The organism is Actinospica durhamensis, from assembly GCF_018139695.1.
Classification (GTDB): domain Bacteria; phylum Actinomycetota; class Actinomycetes; order Streptomycetales; family Catenulisporaceae; genus Actinospica; species Actinospica durhamensis.
Genome location: NZ_JAGSOG010000041.1, coordinates 14,418 through 37,140 on the forward strand (window position 1 = coordinate 14,418; position 22,723 = coordinate 37,140).

General features: G+C 71.9%; 21 protein-coding genes and 1 pseudogene. 14 read left to right on the forward strand and 8 right to left on the reverse strand.

Annotated features, from left to right (window positions below; translation table 11 throughout):
* The first annotated feature begins 22 nt into the window (after positions 1–22).
* Positions 23–916 carry an NAD-dependent protein deacetylase gene (locus KDL01_RS11250; RefSeq protein WP_212528364.1) on the forward strand — a complete coding sequence of 298 codons (894 nt, stop codon included), beginning with the start codon at positions 23–25 and terminating at the stop codon, positions 914–916.
* 6 nt (positions 917–922) lie between these two features.
* On the opposite strand, the gene KDL01_RS11255 is transcribed toward KDL01_RS11250, so the two are convergent.
* Complete coding sequence (locus tag KDL01_RS11255; RefSeq protein ID WP_212528365.1) at positions 923–1,396, reverse strand: NUDIX hydrolase; 474 nt, start codon at positions 1,394–1,396, stop codon at positions 923–925.
* A 67-nt stretch (positions 1,397–1,463) separates the two neighbouring features.
* Between KDL01_RS11255 and KDL01_RS11260 the strand changes: the two genes are divergently transcribed.
* Entirely contained in the window at positions 1,464–2,540 is a 1,077-nt protein-coding gene (locus KDL01_RS11260; protein WP_212528366.1) for an aldose epimerase family protein, read from the forward strand.
* Positions 2,541–2,555: 15 nt separating this feature from the next.
* On the opposite strand, the gene KDL01_RS11265 is transcribed toward KDL01_RS11260, so the two are convergent.
* The 5 genes from KDL01_RS11265 to KDL01_RS11285 form a co-directional block, all read right to left on the reverse strand.
* Positions 2,556–3,692 (reverse strand): LLM class flavin-dependent oxidoreductase, encoded by a 1,137-nt coding sequence (locus tag KDL01_RS11265; protein WP_212528367.1) that lies wholly within the window; start codon positions 3,690–3,692, stop codon positions 2,556–2,558.
* A complete protein-coding gene (locus tag KDL01_RS11270; protein WP_212528368.1) occupies positions 3,689–5,122 on the reverse strand; it encodes an NtaA/DmoA family FMN-dependent monooxygenase in 1,434 nt (477 codons plus the stop codon). The genes KDL01_RS11265 and KDL01_RS11270 overlap by 4 nt, the downstream gene beginning before the upstream one ends.
* A 15-nt stretch (positions 5,123–5,137) precedes the next feature.
* Positions 5,138–6,307, reverse strand: a complete 1,170-nt coding sequence (locus KDL01_RS11275) for an LLM class flavin-dependent oxidoreductase (RefSeq protein ID WP_212528369.1) — start codon at positions 6,305–6,307, stop codon at positions 5,138–5,140.
* A gap of 76 nt (positions 6,308–6,383) precedes the next feature.
* The gene (locus KDL01_RS11280; protein WP_212528370.1) at positions 6,384–6,881 is read right to left on the reverse strand and encodes a flavin reductase family protein; all 498 of its coding nucleotides are present in this window, start codon (positions 6,879–6,881) and stop codon (positions 6,384–6,386) included.
* Positions 6,878–7,462, reverse strand: a complete 585-nt coding sequence (locus tag KDL01_RS11285) for an NADPH-dependent FMN reductase (RefSeq protein WP_212528371.1) — start codon at positions 7,460–7,462, stop codon at positions 6,878–6,880. Before KDL01_RS11285 ends, KDL01_RS11280 begins: the two co-directional genes overlap by 4 nt.
* Before the next feature lie 552 nt (positions 7,463–8,014).
* Here KDL01_RS11285 and KDL01_RS45885 point away from each other — a divergent pair.
* The 10 genes and pseudogenes from KDL01_RS45885 (at position 8,015) to KDL01_RS11330 (ending at position 17,635) form a co-directional block, all read left to right on the forward strand.
* Positions 8,015–8,116 (forward strand): putative leader peptide, encoded by a 102-nt coding sequence (locus KDL01_RS45885; protein ID WP_368861547.1) that lies wholly within the window; start codon positions 8,015–8,017, stop codon positions 8,114–8,116.
* 105 nt (positions 8,117–8,221) lie between these two features.
* The gene (locus tag KDL01_RS11290) at positions 8,222–9,076 is read left to right on the forward strand and encodes an amino acid ABC transporter permease (RefSeq protein ID WP_212528372.1); all 855 of its coding nucleotides are present in this window, start codon (positions 8,222–8,224) and stop codon (positions 9,074–9,076) included.
* A complete protein-coding gene (locus KDL01_RS11295) occupies positions 9,073–9,864 on the forward strand; it encodes an amino acid ABC transporter ATP-binding protein (protein WP_212528373.1) in 792 nt (263 codons plus the stop codon). Before KDL01_RS11290 ends, KDL01_RS11295 begins: the two co-directional genes overlap by 4 nt.
* 150 nt (positions 9,865–10,014) lie before the next feature.
* Positions 10,015–10,965 (forward strand): transporter substrate-binding domain-containing protein, encoded by a 951-nt coding sequence (locus KDL01_RS11300; protein WP_246576275.1) that lies wholly within the window; start codon positions 10,015–10,017, stop codon positions 10,963–10,965.
* Complete coding sequence (locus KDL01_RS11305) at positions 10,962–12,197, forward strand: ROK family transcriptional regulator (RefSeq protein ID WP_212528375.1); 1,236 nt, start codon at positions 10,962–10,964, stop codon at positions 12,195–12,197. Before KDL01_RS11300 ends, KDL01_RS11305 begins: the two co-directional genes overlap by 4 nt.
* 294 nt (positions 12,198–12,491) lie before the next feature.
* Positions 12,492–13,559: an ABC transporter substrate-binding protein gene (locus KDL01_RS11310; protein ID WP_212528376.1), complete on the forward strand. Its 1,068-nt coding sequence runs from the start codon at positions 12,492–12,494 to the stop codon at positions 13,557–13,559.
* Positions 13,560–13,564: 5 nt separating this feature from the next.
* The gene (locus tag KDL01_RS11315; protein ID WP_212528377.1) at positions 13,565–14,443 is read left to right on the forward strand and encodes an ABC transporter permease; all 879 of its coding nucleotides are present in this window, start codon (positions 13,565–13,567) and stop codon (positions 14,441–14,443) included.
* Positions 14,419–15,171, forward strand: a pseudogene (locus KDL01_RS11320) (ABC transporter ATP-binding protein); the annotation flags it as partial. The gene KDL01_RS11315 and the pseudogene KDL01_RS11320, both read left to right, overlap by 25 nt.
* A 116-nt stretch (positions 15,172–15,287) precedes the next feature.
* A complete protein-coding gene (locus tag KDL01_RS11325) occupies positions 15,288–16,673 on the forward strand; it encodes an LLM class flavin-dependent oxidoreductase (RefSeq protein ID WP_212528379.1) in 1,386 nt (461 codons plus the stop codon).
* Positions 16,670–17,635, forward strand: a complete 966-nt coding sequence (locus KDL01_RS11330) for a TauD/TfdA dioxygenase family protein (protein WP_212528380.1) — start codon at positions 16,670–16,672, stop codon at positions 17,633–17,635. The genes KDL01_RS11325 and KDL01_RS11330 overlap by 4 nt, the downstream gene beginning before the upstream one ends.
* 51 nt (positions 17,636–17,686) lie before the next feature.
* Here KDL01_RS11330 and KDL01_RS11335 read toward each other — a convergent pair whose 3' ends face one another.
* Positions 17,687–18,514 carry a trypsin-like serine peptidase gene (locus KDL01_RS11335; protein WP_212528381.1) on the reverse strand — a complete coding sequence of 276 codons (828 nt, stop codon included), beginning with the start codon at positions 18,512–18,514 and terminating at the stop codon, positions 17,687–17,689.
* 250 nt (positions 18,515–18,764) lie between these two features.
* On the opposite strand from KDL01_RS11335, the gene KDL01_RS11340 reads away from it, so the two are divergent.
* Positions 18,765–20,222: a cytochrome P450 gene (locus KDL01_RS11340; protein WP_212528382.1), complete on the forward strand. Its 1,458-nt coding sequence runs from the start codon at positions 18,765–18,767 to the stop codon at positions 20,220–20,222.
* Here KDL01_RS11340 and KDL01_RS11345 read toward each other — a convergent pair.
* Entirely contained in the window at positions 20,201–21,379 is a 1,179-nt protein-coding gene (locus KDL01_RS11345) for a cellulose binding domain-containing protein (RefSeq protein ID WP_212528383.1), read from the reverse strand. The two genes, KDL01_RS11340 and KDL01_RS11345, sit on opposite strands and share 22 nt — an antisense overlap.
* Before the next feature lie 382 nt (positions 21,380–21,761).
* Between KDL01_RS11345 and KDL01_RS11350 the strand changes: the two genes are divergently transcribed.
* Positions 21,762–22,664 carry a hypothetical protein gene (locus tag KDL01_RS11350; protein WP_212528384.1) on the forward strand — a complete coding sequence of 301 codons (903 nt, stop codon included), beginning with the start codon at positions 21,762–21,764 and terminating at the stop codon, positions 22,662–22,664.
* The last annotated feature ends 59 nt before the right edge of the window (positions 22,665–22,723 follow it).

Consider the following 22,723-nt stretch of genomic DNA (forward strand, 5'->3'; position numbering starts at 1 on the left):
CGCGGCGACGTATCCTGCCGGTATGCGCGTGCGACCCCTTCTCGACTGGCCCGACAGCGCGGCGTCGGGTCAAGGAGCGGACGCCGGCCCGGCCGCGGCTGCCCTCGACGAGGTGGCCCGGCTGCTCGAGCAGGGCCCGGTGGCCGTGCTCAGCGGCGCCGGCCTGTCCACCGACTCCGGCATCCCGGACTACCGCGGCGTCACCGGCACCCTGCGCCGGCACACGCCGATGACCTACCAGGAGTTCGTCTCCAGCGAGCTCGGCCGGCGCCGTTACTGGGCCCGCAGCCACCTCGGCTGGCGTACCATCACCGGCGCCCGCCCGAACTCCGGCCACGCCGCGGTGGCGGCTCTCGGCGCGAGCGGCCACGTGGCGGGCGTGATCACGCAGAACGTGGACGGGCTGCACACCGCCGCGGGCACCCGCGACCCGATCGAGCTGCACGGCTCGCTCGCCCGGGTGATCTGCCTGGACTGCCACAGCCTCAGCACCCGCGAGGCGCTCGACCTGCGGCTGCGCCGGGCCAACCCGGACTTCCAGGACCTGGCCGCGAGCCGGATCAACCCGGACGGCGACGTCGAACTCGATGACGACGCGGTGGCGGGCTTCGATTTCGTCCCCTGCGACGTGTGCGGCGGGATGCTCAAGCCGGACGTGGTGTTCTTCGGCGAGAACGTGCCCAAGCCGAAGGTGGCCCGGTGCTACGCGCTCGTCGACGACGCGCACGCGGTGCTGGTGCTCGGCTCGTCCCTGACCGTGATGTCCGGCCTGCGCTTCGTCCGGTACGCGGCCAAGGCGGCCAAGCCCGTCGCGATCATCAACCAGGGCCCCACCCGCGGCGACGCGCACGCCGCGGTCCGCCTCGAGGCGCCGCTCGGCCCGACGCTGACGGCCCTGGCCGCGCGCCTCGCCTGACGTGACTCAGGGCTGCGCGTACCAGGTCTCCTGCGCACCCTCGAGGTGGCGCCGGACACAGCCCTCCTGCCGGGCCGGGAGCGCCGGCAGGTCCTCGGGCGCGAACCAGCCCACGTCCACCGACTCGTCGTCGTTCACGCGCGCTTCGCCGGACACGGCCCGGCACAGGAAGGCCACGTCCATGTACACGGCCTGATCCCCGTTGGCATGCCGCATCCGCGGGGTGCTCTCCACCGCGATGACCCGCTCGATCTGCGCGACCACGCCGGTCTCCTCGAGGATCTCGCGCACGATCCCGGCTCCCGGCTGCTCGCCGGGTTCCAGACAGCCGGTCACCAGCGCCCACTGCAGGTTGTCGGCGCGGCGCACCAGCAGGATCCGGCCGGCCTCGTCGAGCACCAGGCCGGTGACTCCGGGCAGCCACAGCAGATCCTGGCCGATCTTCTCACGCAGGGTCAGGATGAACTCGGGAATCGGCACGACCGCGGCCTCCTACACTTGCCCATGAAGTAGAGCGAATGATCGATCTCGTCCCGAGGAGACTAACGTGCCTGCCCACACCCGCGAGCGCTTCGGCGCACTGCCGGACGCGACCCCGGTGGAGCGCTGGACCCTGACCGACGAGACGACCGGGGCGCGCGCCGCGGTGCTCGGGTACGGGGCGGTGCTGCAGGCGCTGCACCTGCCCGACCGGTCAGGGCGCACCGCGAACGTCGTGCTCGGTTTCGACAATCTGCCCGACTACCTGGAGCGCAGTCCCTTCTTCGGCTGCGTGGTGGGGCGTTTCGCCAACCGGATCGCCGGCGGCGTGTTCGAACTCGACGGCACCGAGTACCGGCTTGCGCACAACGACGGGCCGCGGCCGAACTCGCTGCACGGCGGCACGCCCGGCTTCGGCGCGCGGATGTGGGAGGGCGTGGCCGAGGACGTGGACGGCGGCGCCGCGGTCACGCTCTCGCGGGTCAGCCCGGACGGCGAGGAGGGCTTTCCCGGCACGCTCGAGGTGAGCGTGCGCTACACGCTCGCGCACGGGCGGCTGACCCTGGAGTACCGGGCCGAGACCAGCGCCCCGACCGTGCTCAACCTGACCAACCACGCGCACTTCAACCTGGCCGGGGACGGCGCCGGCTCCGTCCTGGACCACGAGTTGAGCATTGTGGCGCAGGAGTACCTGCCGGTCGACAGCGTGCTGATCCCGCTGGAGGCCGCGGCCCCGGTGGCCGGCACGCCCTTCGACTTCCGCACCCCGGTCGCGGTCGGCGCCCGGATCGAGGACCCGCACCCGCAGCTGCGCCTGGCCGACGGATACGACCACTGCTACGTGCTGCCGGGCGGGCGCACGGCCGAGCCGCGCCCGTTCGCGACGCTGCGCGACCCGGACAGCGGCCGGGTGCTGCGCCTGGCCACCACCGAGCCCGGGGTGCAGGTGTACTCCTGCAACGACTTCGACGGCTCGCTCATCGGCACGTCCGGGAAGCCCTACGGTCCCTACGCGGGCATCGCCCTGGAGACCCAGCACTTCCCGGACGCGCCCAACCGTCCGGCCTACCCGTCCACCGTGCTGCGCCCGGGCGAGGTGTTCACCTCGACGACCGTGCTCGCGTTCGGCGAGGACGAAGGCTGACAACAGTGCACGGGCTCAGCGCCCGGCCCACTCCTCGGCCAGCAGTTCGAAGGAGCGGACCCGGTCGGCGTGCTCGTGCGTGATGGTCGTGACGATCAGCTCGTCGGCTCCGGTCGCCTCGCGCAGGATCTCGAGCTGGTCGGCCACGGCCTTGGCGGTGCCCACGAACCGGGTCTCGAGCCGATCGCCCACCAGCGCCTGGTCCGCCTCCGACCACGGATACGCGCGCGCCTGCTCCGGCGTCGGGTAGGCGATCGCGCCCTCCGCGGTACGGATGCTGCGCACCCACGGCCCGTAGCCGTGGGCGAGCTCGCGCGCCTTCTCCTCGGTGGGCGCGACGACCACGTCGGCCGAGACGCTCACGTGCGGCTCGGCCACGCCCTCGGCGTGCTCGGCGGCCTTGAACGCGGCCCGGTAGCCCTCCACCGCCTCGAGCACGGTGGACGGGCTGACGTGGTAGTTCGCCGCGAAACGCAGGCCGTTGCGACCGGCCACCGAGGCGCTCTCCCCGCCGGAGCTGCCCAGGATCCACAGCTGCAGCGCGGCGCCCTCGCCCGGGATGACATGGCCCTCGACCCCGTCGGCGTTGCGGTAGGTGCCGCGCAGCAGGGCCAGGATCGTGTCGATCTGCTCGCCGTAGTCCTCCGACTCGGCGTGCGGCTGCTGCAGCAGCTCCTTGATCAGGGCGAAGCGGGGCGAGCCGAGCAGCGTGGTGAAGTCGAAGCCGGTCGGGATGAGCAGGCCGTTGTCCGTGGTGAACGGCCCGCGGCGGTTCGGCCCCTCGTCGCCGGGCGCGGGTGTGCGCTTGCCGCCGCCGCCGGAGCGGCCGAGGCCCAGGTCGATCCGGCCCGGGTAGAGGGCGTCGAGCAGGCCGAACTCCTCCACCGTCGACAGGGCCGTGCGATGGCCGAGCTGCACCGCGCCCGCGCCGAGCCGGATCGTCGAGGTGTGTCCGGCGACGAGCGCGATCACCACCGCCGGGGAGGTGCCGGCCACGCCCGGGTTGAGGTGGTGCTCGGCGAACCAGTAGCGCTGGTAGCCGAACTCCTCGGCGCGGCGGGCCAGGTCGATGCTGTTGCGCAGTGCCTCGGCCGCGCTGGAGCCCGCGCTGACCGGGACGAGGTCGAGGATGGTCAGGGGAACGGTGCTCATGCGGCGACGCCTTCCGGGGTCTGGCTGACGGTCGGCTCGGCCGCGGTGGAGCGCGCGTCGCGGCGGGGCAGCGGCCGCAGGCCCAGGTGCTCGCGCAGGGTGGTGCCCTCGTACTCGGTGCGGAACACGCCCTTCTCCTGCAGCAGCGGCACGACCTTGTCGGCGAACTCGCCGAGGCCGTCCGGGGTGATGTGCGGGACCAGGATGAAGCCGTCCGAGGCGTCGGACTGGACGTAGTCGTCGAGGGTGTCGGCGATGGTGCGCGCGGAGCCGATGAAGTTCTGCCGCCCGGTGACCTCGATGATCAGTTCCCTGATCGAGTAGTTCTTGCGCTCGGCCAGCTCCCGCCACTCGCGCGCCGTCTCCAGCGGGTCGCGGTGCATCCGGACGCTGGCCCGGCCGCGGGCCACGGTGTGCTCGCCGAGGTCGGGGTCGATCTCGGGCAGCGGGCCGTCCGGGTCGTAGGAGCTCAGGTCCCGGTTCCACAGCTGCTCCAGGAACCGGATCGCGGTCTGTCCGCTCACCTGCTGGTGCCGGATCTCCTTGGCCAGCTCCTGCGCCTCGGCGTCGGTCTCGCCGAGCACGAACGTGGCCGCCGGCAGCACCTTGAGCTGGTCCCGGTCCCGGCCGTACTTCGCCATCCGGTCCTTGACGTCCGCGTAGAACGCCTGCCCGGCGTCCTTCGTGCCGTGCCGGCTGAAGATGGCGTCGGCCTCGGCGGCGGCGAACTCGCGGCCCTGCTCGGAGTCCCCGGCCTGGAAGATCACCGGCCGGCCCTGCGGCGAGCGCGGCACGTTGAACTGGCCCTCGATGTCGAAGAAGGCGTCGTGCACGGAAAAGCGGCCGGGCTCCGGCTCGGCCAGGAACGCGCCGGTGGCCTTGTCGTCGGCGATCTCGTCGCCGTGCCAGGAGTCGAACAGGGTCTGGGTGGCGTGCAGGAAGCTGCGGGCCCGCTCGTAGCGCTGGTCCTGCTCGAGGTAGCCGCCGCGGCGGAAGTTCTCGCCGGTGAACGCGTCCCAGGAGGTCACCACGTTCCACGCGGCCCGGCCGGCCGAGAGGTGGTCGAGGCTGGCGAACTGCCGGGCCACCTCGTAGGGCTCGTTGAAGGTGGAGTTGATGGTGCCGGCCAGGCCGAGCCGGTCGGTGACGGCCGCCAGCGCGGCCAGCACGGTGAAGGTGTCCGGGCGCCCGACGACGTCGAGGTCGTAGATCTCGCCGTTCTGCTCGCGCAGCCGCAGGCCCTCGGCCAGGAACAGGAAGTCGAACTTCGCCCGCTCGGCGATCTGCGCGAACCGGCGGAAGGAGTCGAATCGGATGTGGCTGCCGGAGCGTGGATCGCTCCAGACGGTGGTGTTGTTCACGCCGGGGAAGTGCGCGGCGAGGTGGATCTGCTTGCGGGGCTTGGACGTGCGGTCGGGTTCGGTGCTCACGACGGATCTCCTGGCTCAGGCTGCTGCTACGGCGGCGTATCGGTTCGCGGGTCGCTCGAGGCCGAGGTGGCCGCGCAGCGTGTCCGCGGTGTAGGCCTGCCGGAACAGGCCGAGCTCGCGCAGTCGCGGGACGAGCCGGGTGGTGATGGCGTCGAGGTCGTGCGGGACCGCCGCCGGACGCAGCCGGAAACCGTCGAGGCCGTACTGCGCCCAGAGCTCGAGCTGCTCGGCGAGCTCGTCCGGGGAGCCGACGAACACCGGCGCGTCGGAGCGGAAGGCCTCGCCGGCCGTCTCGTCGAGGCGCTCCTTGCGCGCGATCGCCGCCTTCGGGTCCTCGTCCAGGAAGACCACGAACTCGCCGAAGACCAGCAGCGGCTGTTCGGCCCGGCCCGCGGCCGCCTGCGCCGTGCGGATCTCCTGCACGATCGGGGCGATGCCGCCGGTGGACTGCGGCGTGACCAGCACGACGTCGGCCGAGCGGGCGGCGAAGGTGTAGGCGTCGGACTGGTGCGCGAGCGCGATCACCGGGGGCTGGCCCTGCGGCGGCCGCGGCGTGATCGAGGGCCCGCGCACGCTGAAGTGCGGCCCGGTGAAGTCGATGTAGTGCAGCTTCTCCCGGTCCACGAACCGGCCGGTGGCCGCGTCGCGGATCTCGGCGTCGTCCTCCCAGCTGTCCCACAGCCGGCGCACCACCTCGACGTGGTCGGCGGCCTCCGCGAACAGCTCCACATACGGCACCGGCGTGCGGCGGCCGAACAGCGGGGCCTCGTCCCGCGGCGCGCCGGGCAGCCCGACCTCGCCCAGCGCGCCGAGCCGCGGGCGCCAGCCGGCCCGGCCGGTGCTGGCGTAGTCCAGCGTGGCCAACACCTTCGAGACGTGGAAGGGCTCGGTGTGCGTGGTGGTGATGGTCGGGACCAGGCCGACGTGCGAGGTCAGCGGGGCCACCCGGGCCGCGATGAGCGAGGCGTCGAGCCGGCCGCGGACCTGGCCGTCGGGCTGCAGCGGGAGGCCGTCCTCGAAGGTGACGAAGTCGAGCGCCGCCTCCTCGGCCCGGCGCACCTGGTCGAGCCAGTACGCGGCGCCGAACAGCTCGGCGGCCGCCACGGCGTCCGGTTCGCGCCAGGCGGCCTGATGCCAGCCGGCGCCGTCGAGCGCGACGGCGAGATGGATCTGCTGCTGGGTCATGAGATACGTACCCTGTCTAGCTAGTTCTGATGGTCGTCGAGATCGGTGTGCGGCGGTGGCGCGGGCGCGGCCGGGCTCAGCCGGTGGCCAGGCGCCGGTAGCGGCTGCCGTGGAAGACCAGCGGCGGGGCCTGCGGGTCGGTGCCGAGCCCGTGCACGTTCAGCAGCACGATCTCGTGGTCCCCGGCGCGGATCTCGCGCTCGATCGAGCAGTCGAACCAGGCGCTGGCGTGGTCGAGCAGCACCGCGCCGTCCTCGGTCGGGTGCCAGGAGAGCCCGGCGAAGCGGTCGATGCCGCGCGAGGCCAGCCGGCGGCTGTCCTCCTCCTGCTCGTGGCTCAGCACGCTGACCCCGAGCCGCTCGGCGTGCCGCAGCACCCGCCAGGTCTCCGAGGTGGTGGCCACGCACACCGAGACCAGCGGCGGATTGAGCGAGACCGAGGTGAAGGAGTTGGCCGCCATGCCCACCGGCACCCCGTCCACCAGGGCGGCGAGCGCGGTCACGCCGGTCGGGAACGCGCCGAGCACGTGCCGCAGCGTCGCCGGATCCACGTCGACGTCCACCGTGACGCTCACGCGGCACCGCCGGCGGCCGCGGCCGGGGCGGTCAGCGCGGCGGCGATCCGGGGCCGGGCCGAGGCGAGCCAGGGCTCGTACGCGGCCGCCTCCTCGTACGCGCCGTCCAGGACGTAGAGCGCGCCGGTGGGGATCGAGGCGCCGAGCTCGGCGAGCACCGGGCGCAGGAACACCTCCGGCGCGAGCGCGTGGCCGGGACCCGCGCCGAGCATCAGCGGCACGGCCACCACGCCGTCGAGGCCGCGTGAGGGGAAGCGGTCGAGGAACAGCTTGAGCAGGCCGGTGTAGCTGGCCTTGTAGGTCGGGCTGGCGAACACGACCAGGTCGAGGCCGCGGATCGTCTCCACGGCCTGATTCACCTCGGCGTCGGACCAGTCCAGCAGTCCGGCGCCGAATCCGGCGAGGTCGACGGCGGGCTCGGGGGAGCGGCCGGTGAGTTCGGCCACGACGCGGGCGGCGGCCTGGAAGGTGCGGGAGGCGGGCTTCGGGTTGCCCACCACGATGCCGGCGCGGGCGCCGGCCAGGACGGAGGCGGGATCGAGGGCGGGGAAGTGCTGCTGGGTCACGGGGTTCTCGCTCATGGAAGTCCTCGCTTCGCCGGAAGACCGGCACGGGAGGCGGACGGGCGGAGGAAAACGGGGGGCGCGCGGTGCGATCCGGATCGTCGACGGCGGCGCGGGCCCTCGTGCGATCGAGCGGTGAGCGATCGAACGGGGTGCGGCGACGGGATGGCGGCGATCCGCCGCGCTCGGCCCGCGGGCCGAGCGCGCACGGGCCGGATGTCAGGGTGCCGACAGGGGCCTGCCAGGCCCCCGGGCGGGATCAGCTCAGCGACACAGCGCGCTGCAGACACGCGCGAAATCGACGTGGCGACGGACCACAAGGCGCGGCGTGATCGGTGTGCTGCGAGAAAGGAATCGACGCATCTCCCGCTCACCTCCGCTCTCGAAGTCCCCTCGGAAATGCCGTCCGTATTCGAAACTAGACACAGCACGCCGGGGCTGTCAATCAACGTCCATCCGCCGAACCCTGGAACGCGCTTGACACCCCGTCGAACCCGTCCCTATCGTCAATCGAGGTCAGCCCGTCTCCCGGGCTGCGTACGCCGGACGAGACGAGGAGGGCCCGCACCGATGTCACCGCGACCGCTCGCCTTCCGCGCCCGCTTCTCCGGCCTTCTGGTGGCCCGCCGCCACGTGGATCTGCTGCGCGTCAACAGCGCCCTGTGTAGCTGAGTAACCGAGTATTCGCCGTCGAGTCGGCGCCCGTTCGCACGGGCGGGTCGGCTGCGTCCGGAATCGCTCCATCTCAGACATCGAAATACACACAGGGGACTGCTCATGACCCTCACCGACGTGGACCTGCTGGAAGCCAGGCTGGTCCCGCCGCGACGGCCCGGCCGCTGGATCTCCGGCGCCGTCACCCTTCTGCTCGCCGCGATGCTCGCGCACACCCTGCTGACCAACTCCCGGTTCCAGTGGGGCGAGGTGGGCCACTACCTGACCGAGTCCTCCATCGTGGGCGGGCTCGAGCTCACGCTCTGGCTCACCGCCGCGACGATGTCCACCGGCTTCGTGCTCGGCGTCGTGCTCGCCTACCTGCGGCTGTGGGGCAGCCCGATCCCACGCGGCTTCGCCTTCGGCTACGTGTGGCTGATCCGCTCGGTCCCGCTGCTGGTCCAGCTGCTGTTCTGGTACGAGCTCGCCTCGCTCTACCCGAAGCTGTCGGTGGGCGTCCCGTTCGGGCCGTCCTTCGGCACCGCCGACACCGCGCACCTGTTCTCGGGTGAGGTGGCCGCGTTCATCACGCTCACCCTGGACGTGGCCGCGTTCTCCTCGGAGATCGTGCGCGGCGGCATCCTGGCGGTGGACCGGGGCCAGTCCGAGGCGGCCGCGGCGCTCGGGCTGGGCCGGCTGCGCATCTTCTGGCGGATCGTGCTGCCGCAGGCGATGCCCGCGATCGTGCCCGCCACCGGCAACCTGCTGATCGGCACGCTCAAGTCCACCTCCCTGGTCAGCGTGATCGCGGTGGTGGACCTGCTCTACTCGGTGCAGCTGATCTACAACGCCAACTTCGAGATCGTGCCGCTGCTGCTGGTGGCGACGATCTGGTACGTCATCCTGACCACGCTGCTGTCCATCGGCCAGCGCGCGATCGAGCGGTACTACGCGCGGGGCGAAGGGGGCGGGCGATGAACGCCGTGGAGGAGCCGCTGCTGCGGATACGCGGGCTGCGCAAGAGCTTCGGTGCGCACACGGTGCTGCACGGCATCGACCTCGACGTCCCGCGCGGCGGGGTGACGGTGCTGCTCGGGCCGTCCGGCTCGGGCAAGAGCACGCTGCTGCGCTGCATCAACCGGCTCGAGAAGCCCGACGCCGGGTACGTGGCGCTGGGCGAGGAGATCATCGGCTACCGGCCGGGGCCGGCCGCCGGCGGGCGCGTCAGGGTCCTGCGGGAGCTGCGCGAGCGGGAGATCACCCGGCAGCGCGCCCGGATCGGCATGGTCTTCCAGCAGTTCAACCTCTTCCCCCATCTGACCGTCCTGGAGAACCTGATCGAGGCGCCGGTGGCGCTGCGTCAGGCCTCGAAGAGCCAGGCCGCCGCCACCGCGCGGGAGCTGCTGGAGCGGGTGGGCCTGGCCGGACGCGAGTCCGCCTACCCCAAGCAGCTCTCCGGCGGCCAGCAGCAGCGCGTCGCCATCGCCCGGGCGCTGGCGCTCAAGCCCGAGCTGCTGCTGTTCGACGAGCCCACCAGCGCGCTCGACCCCGAGCTGGTCGGCGAGGTGCTGCGGGTGATCAGGGACCTGGCCGGCGGCGGCATGTCCATGATCGTGGTCACGCACGAGATCGGCTTCGCCCGCGAGGTCGCGGACACGGTCGTCTTCCTCGACGGCGGCCGCGTGCTCGAGTCCGGCCGGCCCGAGGACGTGCTCGGCGGCGCCACCCACGAACGCACCCGGGCCTTCCTCGAGGCAGTGCTCTGACGGCTCCGCCCCGCGACACCCCGGCCGGCAGTGCCCTGCGACAGCGCTCTGCCGGACGTCCGACACGCCGCGGCCCCGCGGCATGTCACGAATAGCCTGACTTCTCCCACTCTCTCATCAGTACTCCCTTCTTCCGCTATGGAGCCTTCGATGTCACTTCGCCCTGCCTGCATCCTGCTGACCGTCTCGTCGCTCGCCCTGCTCGCCGGCTGCGGTTCCACCGCCGCGACCGGCCAGAACGCGGCCGGACCCGCCCCCTCGGCCTCCGCGGCCGGCTACCCGACCCAGGACGTCGTCTCCGCCGTCGCCGTGGACGCGAAGCTGCACGCCGCGCTGCTCGCCGCCGACCCGTCCGCCGCGAGCGGAGTGAGCCTGGGCACCACCTACAGCCCCGGACTGACCGGGCTGCCGCACGACGGCGAGAACGCGGCCGGCCAGGCCGTCGGCGCCGACGTGGACCTGCGCAACGCCGTGGCCAAGGTGCTCGGCATCAGCTGGACCGTGCAGAACGGCACCTTCGAGACGATCATCCCGGGCGTGCAGAACGGCAAGTACGCGGTGGGCCAGGACAACTTCGGCGTCACCGCGGCGCGGGAGAAGATCGTGGACTTCGCCACCTACCTCACCGACGGCCAGTCGCTGCTCGCCCCCTCCGACAGCAGCCTGAACACGGTGACCAGCATCGCCCAGCTGTGCGGCCTGACCGTGGGCACCAGCCCGGGCTCCACCTTCCAGACCATCCTGACCAAGAACGCCGGCGTGTGCGCCGCGGCGGGCAAGAAGCCGTACACCGTGCAGTACTTCTCCGACAACGCGGCGATCTGGCTGGGCCTGGCCAACGGCCGCATCGACGTCTACTTCGGCCCCACGCTCAGCCTCAAGTACGACGCGACGCACGTGGCGAACGTCAAGTTCCTGAGCCAGGTCAGCTCCACCAAGGTCGGCTTCGTCACGGCCAAGGGCTCCCCGCTGGCCGGGCTCATCCAGCAGGCGGTCAATGAGCTGATATCCGACGGCAGCTACGCGAACATCCTGGCCAAGTGGGGCATCACCGGCAGCGGCGTGACGACCTCCGAGGTCAATCCGCCGGCGAGCCTGTGAGTCCGCGGGCGGCCGGCGCGGTGGTCACCCGCGCCGCCGTCCCGGACCTCGACGCCGCGCCGGTCGCGCAGACCGGCCGGCGCGGGGCCAACGCCGGCGCGGTCCTGCGCACCGTGCTGCACCACGGACCGATCGCCCGCAGCACCATCGCCCGCATCACCGGGCTCTCGCCCGCGGCCGTGACCGGCCACTGCGCCGACCTCGCGGCCGCCGGGCTGCTGCGGGAACTGCCGGACGAGGTCCGCTCGAACGGCGCCGGCCGCCCGCACATCCCGGTCGCCATCGACGTCACCCGCCACCTGGTGGCCGCCGTGCACATCGCGGTGCCGCAGACCACGGTCGCGCTGCTCGACCTGCGCGGCCGGGTGCTGGCCAGTGACAGCGTGCCCCATCAGTGCACTGATCCGGACGCGGTGGTGCGCCGGGCCGCCCAGGCCCTGGCGGAACTCTGCGCCGCGCACGGCGGCGCCCGTCCGGCCGGCATCGGGGTCGCGATCGGCGGCTGGGTCGAGGCCGAGTCGGGGACGGTCATGGACCATCCCCGGCTCGGCTGGTCCCTGGTCCCGCTGCGCGCCATGCTCAGCGCGCTCACCGGACTCCCGGTCCACGTGGACAACCACTCCCGGGCCCTGCTGCACGGAGAGATCCTGCTCGGCCGGGCCCACGCCGCCGCGAGCGTGCTGCACGTGTTCGTCGGCAACGTCGTGGACGCCGCGTTCGCGACCCGCGGCGAGGCGCACCACGGCGCCGGATCCCAGGCCGGCGCGATCGCGCACCTGCCGGTCGAGGGCAGCGACGCGCCCTGTTCCTGCGGCCGCACCGGCTGCCTCGAGGCGACCGTCTCGGAGTCGACCCTCACCCGCCGCGCCGTCGCCCAGGGCCTGATCCGCGCGCCGGACTACCGGCTGCTGCTCGCCGCCGCCATCGCGGCCGACCCCGGCGCCGTGGCGCTGCTGGTCGAACGCGCCCGGCTGGTCGGGCGCGCCGTGGCGCTGCTGATCGACGTCTTCGGCCCCGAACTCGCCGTGGTGACCGACCCCGCCGCGGCGTACCTGCCGGACGTGCTCGCGGCGCTGCGCGGCTCCGCGCGGGACCATCTGCGCACGGTTCGCGAGGACGTGGACGAGATGCTGGTGCCCACCGGATTTCGCGGCATCGTATTGGAGACCGCGGGCGCCGCGGTGATTCTCGACGCCCTCTATCGGGATCCACTGCGCACGATCTCGAGTTAATTCAGAAGATTGCAATGTTGACGGGCCGGGGGTGTGGCTGTGACGATGGATCACATGGACCGACACCACGTCAACCTGGTCAAGCGCCGGGTCATCGACCTGATGCGAGTGGGCCGTTCCTCCTGTCGCCGGTAATTCGGGCACTTATTCCACGAATTTCCGTGCGGTGCCGCGCGCCCCGATCCGGGGCCGGTACCCGTATTCCCGTATCAGACGTATGACCTCGTGCGCGCCGTGCCGTCCACCGCGCGCCGATGGTCCGCGCTCCGGCGACGAATCACCGAGGAGAACCCCGTGCACACCCCCGACGCGCGCCCCGGCATCGACCGAAGACTCCTGCTGCGCTCCGTCCTGGCCACCGGCGCCGCCCTGGGCCTGAGCTCCTGCGCCGCGGCCAAGGCCGCCGGCCCCGCCCTCGCGGCCGACGCCGCGCTGCCGAACACCGTGCCCACCGGCACCAGCCTGTCCATCGCCTCCGGCCTCGGCACCACGCAGCTGGAACTGCAGCTGTCCGGCCTGCTCGACGCGATCCCGTTCCACGTCTCGTCCTGGCCGAACCTGAGCGCCGGGCCCGACGTGCTCGCCGCCTTCCGGGCCGGGTCGGTGGAGCTGGCCGTGAACGCCGGAATCCCGCCGATCGAGGCGCACAACCAGGGTTACGACACCCGGATCGTGGCGATCAACCAGACCCGCTCGCCCACCTACGTCTTCGCCACCAAGCCGCACAGCACCATCGAGTCGGTTTCCGACTTCCGCGGCAAGTCGCTGGCCTTCTCCCAGGGCCAGGCGCAGGGCGTGGTGCTGCTGCGGGCCCTGGACCAGGCCGGGATCTCGTACAAGGACGTGAACCTGGTCAACCTCACCAGCGACCAGTTCCTGGTGGCGCTCGAGGCCGGGCAGGTGGACATCGCGCCGCTGGCGGTGAGCCAGCTGCCGAACTACCTCAACAGCTACGGCAAGGACGGCGCCCACTCCATCGACACCACCGTGGTCGACTTCCTGACCCTGCTGTGGGCCCCGGCCGCAGTGCTCGAGGACGCCGACAAGGCCGCCGCCGTGGCCGCGTTCGTGCCGCTGTGGGCCAAGGCCACGGTCTGGGTCTACGAGCACCCGCAGGACTGGGAGCAGGACTACTACGTCAAGACCCAGAACATCTCCGCGGCCCAGGCCGCGCGGGTGGTGCAGCTGACCCCCAAGCCCTGGTTCCCGACCAGCTGGGACGCGGCCATCGCGTGGGAGAAGCAGACCGTGGATCTGCTCGCCCAGGGCGGCTTCATCAAGTCCTTCGACGCCTCGGTCCTGTTCGACCGCCGGTTCGAGCACCTCGCCTCGGCCGCGGTCGCCGCGACCTACCGGAGCTGATCACCATGGCGGACACGCTCATCCGACCCCTGCCCGCGGGCTCGGGCCCGGCCGCCGAAGCCGGCTCCGCGCAGCCGGCCGGCGCGGCCCCCTCGGCCCGGCGCCGGGTCCGGCGGCTCGGCCCCGGCCGGCGCATCCCCTTCGCCCGCGCCCTCGGCCCGGTGCTGCTGATCGCGGCCTGGTCGCTGGCCAGCGCCACCGGACGGCTCGACCCGCGGATCCTGCCGGCCCCCTGGTCCGTGGTGAACACCGGGATCCAGCTGTGGAACTCCGGCACCCTCGGCCCCGACCTGGCCATCTCGCTGCAACGGGCCGGCGAGGGCTTCGCCATCGGCCTCGTGGCCGGCGTCGCGCTCGCCCTGGTGGCGGGCCTGAGCCGGATCGGCGCGGCCCTGATCGACGGGAACGTGCAGATCAACCGGGCACTGCCGATCCTCGGCATGATCCCGCTGTTCATCCTCTGGCTCGGCATCGGGGAGACCTTCAAGATCACCATCATCGCGATGGCGGTCTACATCCCGATCTACATCAACCTCTCCGCCGCGCTCAGCGCGATCGACCAGCGCTACGTCGAACTCGCCGAGACGCTGGGCCTGAGCCGCGGCGAGTTCCTGCGCCACGTGGTCGTCCCCGGCGCGCTGCCCGGCTTCTTCACCGGCCTGCGCCTGGGCGTCACCGGCTCCTGGCTCGCGCTCGTCGTGGTCGAGGAGGTCAACGCCACCAGCGGCCTCGGCTATCTGATGTACCAACAGGCCACCTACGGACTGATCGACAGCGTCGTGGTGGGCCTGGCCATCTACGGGATCTGGGGCTTCGCCTCCGACCTGATCGTCCGACTCATCGAAAGGAGGGTCCTGTCATGGCGGCGCACCCTGGCGGGCTGAGCGGCCCCGCCCCCGCGGTCGTGCTCGATCGGCTCACCCGCCGCTTCGGCACGCGCACCGTGCTCGACGGCGTCGACCTGCGCATCCCCGACGGCCAGTTCGTGGCCCTGGTCGGGCGCAGCGGCTCGGGCAAGAGCACGCTGCTGCGGGCCATCGCGGGCATCGACCACGAGGTCGAGGGCGACGGCGGCATCCTGGCCCCGCAGCGGGTGTCCGTGGTCTTCCAGGACTCCCGGCTGCTGCCCTGGCGGCGCGTGCTCGACAACGTGCTGCTGGGCTTGGCCCGCCGCGGCCCGCAGCGCGCCGCGGCCGAGCAGCGCGGCCGGGCCGCGCTCGCCGAGGTCGGCCTGGCCGGACGCGAGGACGCCTGGCCGAGCGAGCTGTCCGGCGGCGAGGCCCAGCGGGCCGCGCTGGCCAGGTCGCTGGCCCGCGAGCCCGAACTGATCCTCGCCGACGAGCCCTTCGGCGCACTCGACGCGCTGACCCGGATCAAGATGCACACCCTGCTGCGCGAACTGTGGCACCGGCACGGCCCGACCGTGCTGCTCGTCACCCACGACGTGGACGAGGCCGTGCTGCTCGCCGACCGCGCACTGGTGCTGGAGGAGGGCCGGTTCTGCCTCGACCTGCCGATCGACCTGCCGCGGCCCCGGTCGGTGAAGGACCCGCGCTTCGCCGAGTACCGGGAACGGCTGCTGGCCGCGCTCGGCGTCCGCGAGGACGAGGCGGACGCTCCCGACACACCGCAGACGCCGGACACGCCGGTCGAGGTCGAGTCCGAGGCCGAGTCCCAGTCCGAGCCCGAGACCACAGCCGCCGCCGCGCAGTTGGCCGAGGTGGCGGCATGAGCAGGACCCTGCATCTGAACGCCTTCCTGATGAGCACCGGCCACCACGAGGCCTCCTGGCGGCTGCCGGAGAGCGATCCTCGCGCGGCCACCGACGTCGAGCACTTCAAGGCCCTGGCCCGCACCGCAGAGCGCGGCACCTTCGACTCGCTGTTCCTGGCCGACGGCCCGGTGCTGTGGGGCGACGTGGCGCAGCGTCCGGCCGGGGTGATCGAGCCGCTCACCCTGCTGACCGTGCTGGCCGCCACGACCGAGCACATCGGACTGATCGCCACCGCCTCGACCACCTACAACGCGCCCTACAACCTGGCCCGGCGCTTCGCCTCGCTCGACCACGTCAGCCGGGGCCGGGCCGGGTGGAACATCGTCACCACCGCCGGCCAGGCCGCCGCGCGCAACTTCGGCCTCGACGACGCCCCCGAGCACGCCAGCCGCTACGAGCGCGCCGCCGAGTTCGTCGACCTCACCCTGAAGCTGTGGGACAGCTGGGAGGACGACGTCTACGTCGGCGACAAGGACCTCGGCATCTGGGGCGACCAGCGCAAGATCCATCCGCCGCGGCACCAGGGCCGGTACTTCTCGGTCGAGGGCGCCCTGAACATCCCGCGCTCGCCGCAGGGCTACCCGCTGCTGGTCCAGGCCGGATCCTCCGAGGACGGCAAGGACTTCGCCGCCCGCTACGCCGAGGCCGTGTTCACCGCGCAGCAGACGCTCGAGGAGGCACGGGCCTTCTACGGCGACCTCAAGGGCCGCACCCTGGCCACCGGCCGGGACCCGGAGGGCATCAAGATCCTGCCGGGCCTGGTGCCGGTCATCGGCTCCACCGAGGCCGAGGCGCGCCGCCGGGACGCCGAGCTCGAGGAGCTGATCACCTACGAGCACGGACAGCTCAGGCTGGCCGAGCTGCTGCAGGTCCCGGTCGAGGAACTCGGCCTCGACGCGCACCTGCCCGAGGACCTGCCGCCCTCGGACCGGATCAACGGCGCGCAGAGCAGGTACGAACTCGTGGTCGAACTCGCCCGGCGCGAGCACCTGACCGTCCGCGAGCTGATCGGCCGGCTCGGCGGCGGACGCGGCCACCGCACCTTCGCCGGCACGCCCGAGCAGGTGGCCGACGAGATCGAACTGTGGTTCACCGGCGGCGCGGCGGACGGCTTCAACATCATGCCGCCGGTGCTGCCCTCAGGCCTCGAACTCTTCGTCGACGAGGTCGTGCCGATCCTGCGCCGACGCGGGTTGTTCCGCACCGAATACGTCCCCGGCGAGACGCTGCGCGAGCGCTACGGCCTGCCGCGCCCCGCCGACCGCGCGGCCCGCGGCGCCCACCACGCCGCCCGGACCCGCGACCACGAAGCACCGATCACCCTAGGGAGCCTGTCATGACCATCACCGCGGACGAGGCCACCGCCTCGCAGACCGGCGTCGCCCTCGACATCCGGAAGGTCACCGGACGCATCGGGGCGCGGGTGTCCGGCCTCGACCTCACCGAAGAGCTCGACCAGGCCACCGTGGCCGCGATCCGCGCGGCCCTGAACGCGCACAAGGCGCTGGTGTTCGACGCCGCCGGCCTCGACGACGAGGGCCAGCAGCGCTTCGCCCGCCACTTCGGCGAGCTGACCACCGCCCACCCCACCGTCCCCGCGCTCGACGGCTCCCCGAACGTGCTGCCGGTCGACAGCGAGGGCGGCGGCCGGGCCAACCACTGGCACACCGACGTCACCTTCGTGCTCAGCCCGCCGCAGGCCTCCACCCTGCGCAGCCTGGTCATCCCGCCCTACGGCGGCGAGACCCTGATCGCCAACTCGGCCACCGCCTACACCGACCTGCCCGAGCCGCTGCGCGCCTTCGCCGACACGCTCTGGGCCGTGCACACCAACGTCTACGACTACGCCACCCAGGGCCGCGCCCTGAGCGACACGCACGCCGAGCACCGCCGGATCTTCACCTCGATCAAGTACGAGACCGCACACCCGGTCGTGCGGGTGCACCCGCTGACCGGCGAGCGCGGCCTGTTCGTCGGCGGCTTCGCCCAGCGCATCGTGGGCCTGTCCGCGGGCGAGTCCCGCAAGATCCTGGACATCCTGCAGAGCTACGTCACCCGCCCGGAGAACGTCCTGCGCTGGCGCTGGTCGGAGAACGAGCTCGTGCTCTTCGACAACCGGATCACCCAGCACTACGCCATCGACAACTACGACGACCTGCCCCGCCGCCTGCACCGCGTCACCGTCGCCGGAGACATCCCGGTCGGCGTCGACGGCGGCCGCAGCCACTCCATCGAGGGCGACGCCTCGCACTACACCACCGTCGCCGACATCCCGCAGGCCGCAGCGCTCGCGGCCGCCTGACGGAGCGTCGGTCGCGTGACGAGCCCGGCCGGAGGTCCCCGGCCGGGCTCCTCACTTCGCCCGCACGGCCTGCTGGTAGAGCGACTCGACGGCCTCGTTGAAGCGCATCGAGTAGGAGATGTCCGCGGTGTTCCCACCGGCCTGGTAGCCGCCGATCACGCCGTCGACGGTGCCGAGCCCGGTCTGCGCGTCGACGTGCGTGAGGAACGGCGAGCCGCTGGTGCCGCTGGAGTAGCCGCGGCAGTCGAACCGCAGCTGGGTGCGCGAGAACCGCGTCGTGCGGTTCGTGCACGTGATCGGGGCGTTGCTGCTCGACGGGTAGCCGACCACGGTGGTGAGCCGGCTGGCGGGCTGGTCCACGGCGAGTGTGTCCGCGCCCACCAAGTCCTGGATCGGCGTGCTCGAGCCGCTCTGATGGACTTCGAGGAACGCCACGTCGTAGTTCGGGCTGCGGCCCGAGGACCACTGTTTCGCCGCGTAGACCGCCGAGACGTTCCAGGACCCGTAGGGCGCGTCGCCGTCGTCGTACTGGGGGACGAAGACCAGCCCGGTCTCGGGCCCCGAGGCGTCGTAGACGCAGTGCGCGGCGGTGATCACGAGGTCGCCCTTGGGCGAGTCGACGACGCTGCCGGTGCACTGGTGCGAGGGCAGCGACCCGCTCGGGTTGCGGAAGACGGCGCCGACCTGCGGGTCGCCGGAGAACACCGTGCCCCGCGGCATGGCCGTGTGCGCGGCGCTCGCCGCGCCACTCGCGCTCGTGCCCGTCCCGAGCGTGGCCAGCGCGGCGAACGCGGTGACGGCCGCGAGGCGCTGGGCGCGTGAGGTCCGGCGGGCGTGGTGCGGGCCCGAGCCGCGACGCAGGGGAGAGGGGATCGGCATCTTCGCAACGTGTGGGGGAACGAGATGAGTGCCTTGAGGTGACGCGGAGTGAGGTGCAGCCGCCGCCGAGTCTACCCACGCCCGCGGCCGAATCCGGCGCGACGCGGCGGTGCGGGGTGTCGCCCGTCCTCCGAGCGCCGCCCACGCTCCAACGCGATCATCTGACCTTTGCGGACGCGTTCCAGCCGCCGCGCACCGGGGAAGGGGCCCGGAGGTTGCCACCCCCTTCCGCGCCCTGGAGGCCCACGGCATGTCCGAGTCCGCGCCCGCCGTCGTCGCCCCCGCCCCCGGCCGGTGGCCGCTGCTCGGCCACTTCCTGCCGCTGCGCCGCGACCCGCTGCGGTTCATGGACACCCTGCGCGGCCACGGCGACCTGGTCGGGCTGCACGTCGGCCCGCTGCGGTTCGTCGTGGTCTGCGATCCCCGGCTCGCCCACGAGGTCCTCACCGACCTGCGCACCTATGATCGGACCGGGCCGGTGTACGACCGGGTCCGCCGGGCCATGGGCGCCGGGGTGGCCACCTCCGCGTACCCGGAGCACCGCAGGCAGCGGCTGATGATGCAGCCCGCGTTCCACGCCCGCCACCTGCCGGGCTACGCCGAGGTGATGCGCGGTCAGACCGCCGCGCTGCTGGGCGGCTGGCGCCCGGGTGAGACCGTCGACTTCGCGAACGAGATGTTCCGGCTCACCACGTCCATCGCGCTGCGCGCGCTCTTCTCCGCGGGACTGGCGCCGGCGGAGTCGGAGAAGCTGCGCGAGGCCTTCGAGGTCTTCCTGCGCGGCTCCTACACCCAGATCGCGCTTCCGGCGTACGGCCGGCTCCCGCTGCCCGGCAACCTGCGCTACCGGGCCGCGCTGCGCCAGTGGCGCAAGCAGGTGCGCGATCTGATCACCCGCTACCGTGCGGCCGGGGACGAGCAGGACCTGATGGCCCGTCTGCTGGCCGCGCTGGGCGAGGAGGGCGAGGGCATGACCGACGCCGAGCTCTCCGACCAGGTCGCCGTGCTGCTGATCGCCGGAGGGGAGACCACCTCCGCCACGTTGACCTGGGCGATGTACCTGCTGTGCACGCACCCCGAGGTGCTGCGCGCGGCGGGGGAGGAGGCCGCGCGGGTGCTCGGCGACGGCGTGGCGGAGTGGGGGCAGCTGCCGCAGCTGGAGCTGACCGGCCGGGTGGTCCAGGAGGCGCTGCGGATGTACCCGCCGAGCTGGCTGCTGGCGCGCACCGCGACCCGGGAGGCCCGGCTCGGCGGCCTCGTCATCCCGGTCGGGACGACGCTGCTGGTGAGCCAGTACCTGCTGCATCGGGACCCCGACGTCTTCCCCGAGCCGAACCGTTTCGACCCGGACCGCTGGCTCGCGCGCGGCGGGGCAGGCGCGCCGAACGCGACCGTGCGCCGGGCATACCTGCCCTTCGGCGGCGGCCCGACCAAGTGCCTCGGCGAGCAGTTCGCCTCGGCCGAGGCCGTGCTCGCACTCGCCTCGATCCTGGCCCGCTGGGCGCCCGAACTGCGCGACACCCGCTTCGCCGAGAAGCCCGACTGCCGGCTGGTTCTGCTGCCGCGTCACCTGCCGGTGCGGCTCGTTCCGAGAAAGGGGCGGGCGCCCGATGCGCCCGCCCCTCGAATTCCCCTAGGAGATCAGCTCACTACCGCGGTGCCGCCTCGCTCAGACGAGCATGCTGCTCAGGAGGTCGTCGCCGAGTAGTTGTTGATCGTGAAGTTCTCCTGCGTGTTCCCCGTGCCGCTGATCTCCCAGCCGTACTGGATGGTCGAGAGCGTCGGGTTGGAGAAGTACCCGCCGGTGTTCTCCAGATACTTGAGCAGGTCGAGCAGGTTCACCGTACCCGAGGTCTCGTTGCTGCTGCGGACGAACGAGTAGGTGGGGTTGGAACCGTTGTTGCCCGCGTACAGCGTCCAGGTGTTCCCGTCGAGCGTGACGCTGCCGACGGACGAGCCGAGCGGACCGACGTCGCCGCTCACGTCCGTCCACACCATGACCTCGATGCCGCTGCCGTTGAGCCAGATGTCGTAGGCCGACTCCCAGTTGCCGCTGCTGGGGTTGGTCTCGTTGAACGTGCTCGTGGCGGTCGAGAGCGAGTTGAGCGCGGTCCCGATGGTCTTGCTGATGTTCGCGTACGCCTTCACGCCGGAGGTGTTCGGCTGGGTGGAGAACACGCCCCAGTTCGTGGCCGAGTTCACCCACAGCGTCTGCGAGCCGTACCCGCTGCCCCACTCGTCGTTGTAGATCGTGTAGGCGCCGATGGCGTACTCGGCCCACTGACCCGAGTTCTCGTACAGGTAGCTCGAAGTCGAGGACGGCGTGGCCGAGGCCGAGGCCGACGCGGACGCCGAGGCCGAGGCGGACGCGGAGGCCGAAGTGCTGGGCGAGCTCGATGAGACCGCGCCGGTGCAGCTGACGCCGTTGAGGGTGAACGAGGTCGGACTGCCCGGGAAGGTGCTGCCGGTCCAGCTGCCGTTGAAGCCGATCGTGGTGCTGCCGTTCGCGGCCAGGCTCCCGTTGTACGAGGCGTTGGTCACGGTCACGGCCTGGCCGGACTGGCTGTAGGTGCCGTTCCAGCCGGAACTGACCGCCTCGGTGCCCGGCAGGGTGAAGCCGAGGCTCCAGCTCGTCACCGCCGAGCCCAGGTTGGTGATGACGATGCTCGCGCCGAAGCCGCCGGACCACTGGCTGGTCACCGAGTAGGCGACCTGGCAGCCGGTGGCGGCGTTGGCGGTCTGGGTCAGGGTCAGCGTGGCGACCCCGGTGGTGGTGAGCACGGCCGCGGTGGCAGCGGCGAGCCGCTTGCGCGCGGAAACGGTCGCGGCACCTCGTCGTGCGGTGCGGCCGTTGAGTTCTGACATGGTGGGTCCTTTCCCGATGCAGGGCATCGAAGCGCTTCGATTAGAAGTACCGGAGACATGCCAAGCTGTCTAGAGTAAAGACTCGTCTATAGGTGCGACTACGGGTATCTGACGGTAAGTCAGCAGCTCATGGCCTGGTCATCCGCTGTGTCAGGGGCGATTTGAGTGGCATGAAATGAAAACAAGCGCTTCGACGATCCTTTCGACACCATTCGACAACTGTCACCGAGGTGATCCCAGCGAAATATTTCGGGCGGGTCGGGCGCTGGGGATCAGCCCCGCACGATCGGCTGTGCCACTCGGTGGGACACGACGAGGCCGCACGACAAGGATTTTCTGATGGGCCCGCCCTCTGAGCCGCAGCGCACGCTAGCGTTCAGGTATGTCGCCTCTCGACGCAGTTGAGCCTGAGACATCGGATCCTGATGAGCCGGCGTGGGTGGCGCGGTTGAGCGGGGCGGTCGACCACGACGACTATGCGTGGACTGAGCTGGGCTGTGTCCGGGGCGAGCCCCCGATGTTCACGACCGCACAGCGGGAGCGCATCGCCGCGCTCGACGCTGGAAACCTTGGCGAGGCCGTCCAGTTGTTGGGCGAGCTGCTGCATCATCATGTCTGGCAGGACCAGGGCGACAGAATCGATGTGGCCCGGATCCTCGGTGCGCTGAGCCCGGCCCACGTCGACGAGGCTGCCGCCGTCTTACAGTCGGTGGCCGATGCCGACGAGTCCGGATACGCCCGGATCTGCGCGGCCCAGGCCCTGGCCGGGCTGGGAGCGCCCTTCGCCGTAAAGGCCGCGGGAGCGCTCCTGCCGATGATCACCGATCTCGCGGCCACGCCGCAGTTGCGTGAACATGCCGCCCGCGCTCTAGCCGAGTTCGGCCCCGACTACCTCGACCGGGCCGTGAGGGCATTGCGCGAGGTATTGGCCGCCACGCGACTGGATCCGTACCCGGGAATCCTTGCGGTCAAGGCTCTGGCCGCGCTGAACCGGGAGCACCACGCCGATGTCAGCGAGACGTTGGCGGCTGTGGCCGAATCGCCCGGCCCGCGCCCCTGGGAGCTCGTCGAGCCATTGTCGGAGTTGGGCAGGGCACTGCCTCAATACGCCGTCCCCATCGGCAATGCGCAGCGAGCGCTGCTCGCACTCCCTGCTACCAGCCCGCTCCAGCGGTTGCAGACAGCCCGATACCACGGCATTGACCTGGGCAGTCCATTCGACACCGAGGTCGACGAGATCCTTCGAACTGCGCTTCCGCTCCACAACACGCAACCGCCCCCGTGAAAGATGCCGACCGGCATCCACACGGCGATCGAGGCGATCCTCGTTGGGGTCAGCTCACT

Coding starts and splice junctions, on each gene's coding strand:
- KDL01_RS11345 (WP_212528383.1), bottom strand. CDS start 21,379: ATGTCAGAACTCAACGGCCGCACCGCACGACGAGGTGCCGCGACCGTT.
- KDL01_RS11300 (WP_246576275.1), top strand. CDS start 10,015: ATGTCACTTCGCCCTGCCTGCATCCTGCTGACCGTCTCGTCGCTCGCC.
- KDL01_RS11335 (WP_212528381.1), bottom strand. CDS start 18,514: ATGCCGATCCCCTCTCCCCTGCGTCGCGGCTCGGGCCCGCACCACGCC.
- KDL01_RS11330 (WP_212528380.1), top strand. CDS start 16,670: ATGACCATCACCGCGGACGAGGCCACCGCCTCGCAGACCGGCGTCGCC.
- KDL01_RS11350 (WP_212528384.1), top strand. CDS start 21,762: ATGTCGCCTCTCGACGCAGTTGAGCCTGAGACATCGGATCCTGATGAG.
- KDL01_RS11265 (WP_212528367.1), bottom strand. CDS start 3,692: ATGAGCACCGTTCCCCTGACCATCCTCGACCTCGTCCCGGTCAGCGCG.
- KDL01_RS11315 (WP_212528377.1), top strand. CDS start 13,565: ATGGCGGACACGCTCATCCGACCCCTGCCCGCGGGCTCGGGCCCGGCC.
- KDL01_RS11250 (WP_212528364.1), top strand. CDS start 23: ATGCGCGTGCGACCCCTTCTCGACTGGCCCGACAGCGCGGCGTCGGGT.
- KDL01_RS11295 (WP_212528373.1), top strand. CDS start 9,073: ATGAACGCCGTGGAGGAGCCGCTGCTGCGGATACGCGGGCTGCGCAAG.
- KDL01_RS11275 (WP_212528369.1), bottom strand. CDS start 6,307: ATGACCCAGCAGCAGATCCATCTCGCCGTCGCGCTCGACGGCGCCGGC.
- KDL01_RS11290 (WP_212528372.1), top strand. CDS start 8,222: ATGACCCTCACCGACGTGGACCTGCTGGAAGCCAGGCTGGTCCCGCCG.
- KDL01_RS11325 (WP_212528379.1), top strand. CDS start 15,288: ATGAGCAGGACCCTGCATCTGAACGCCTTCCTGATGAGCACCGGCCAC.
- KDL01_RS45885 (WP_368861547.1), top strand. CDS start 8,015: ATGTCACCGCGACCGCTCGCCTTCCGCGCCCGCTTCTCCGGCCTTCTG.
- KDL01_RS11285 (WP_212528371.1), bottom strand. CDS start 7,462: ATGAGCGAGAACCCCGTGACCCAGCAGCACTTCCCCGCCCTCGATCCC.
- KDL01_RS11340 (WP_212528382.1), top strand. CDS start 18,765: ATGTCCGAGTCCGCGCCCGCCGTCGTCGCCCCCGCCCCCGGCCGGTGG.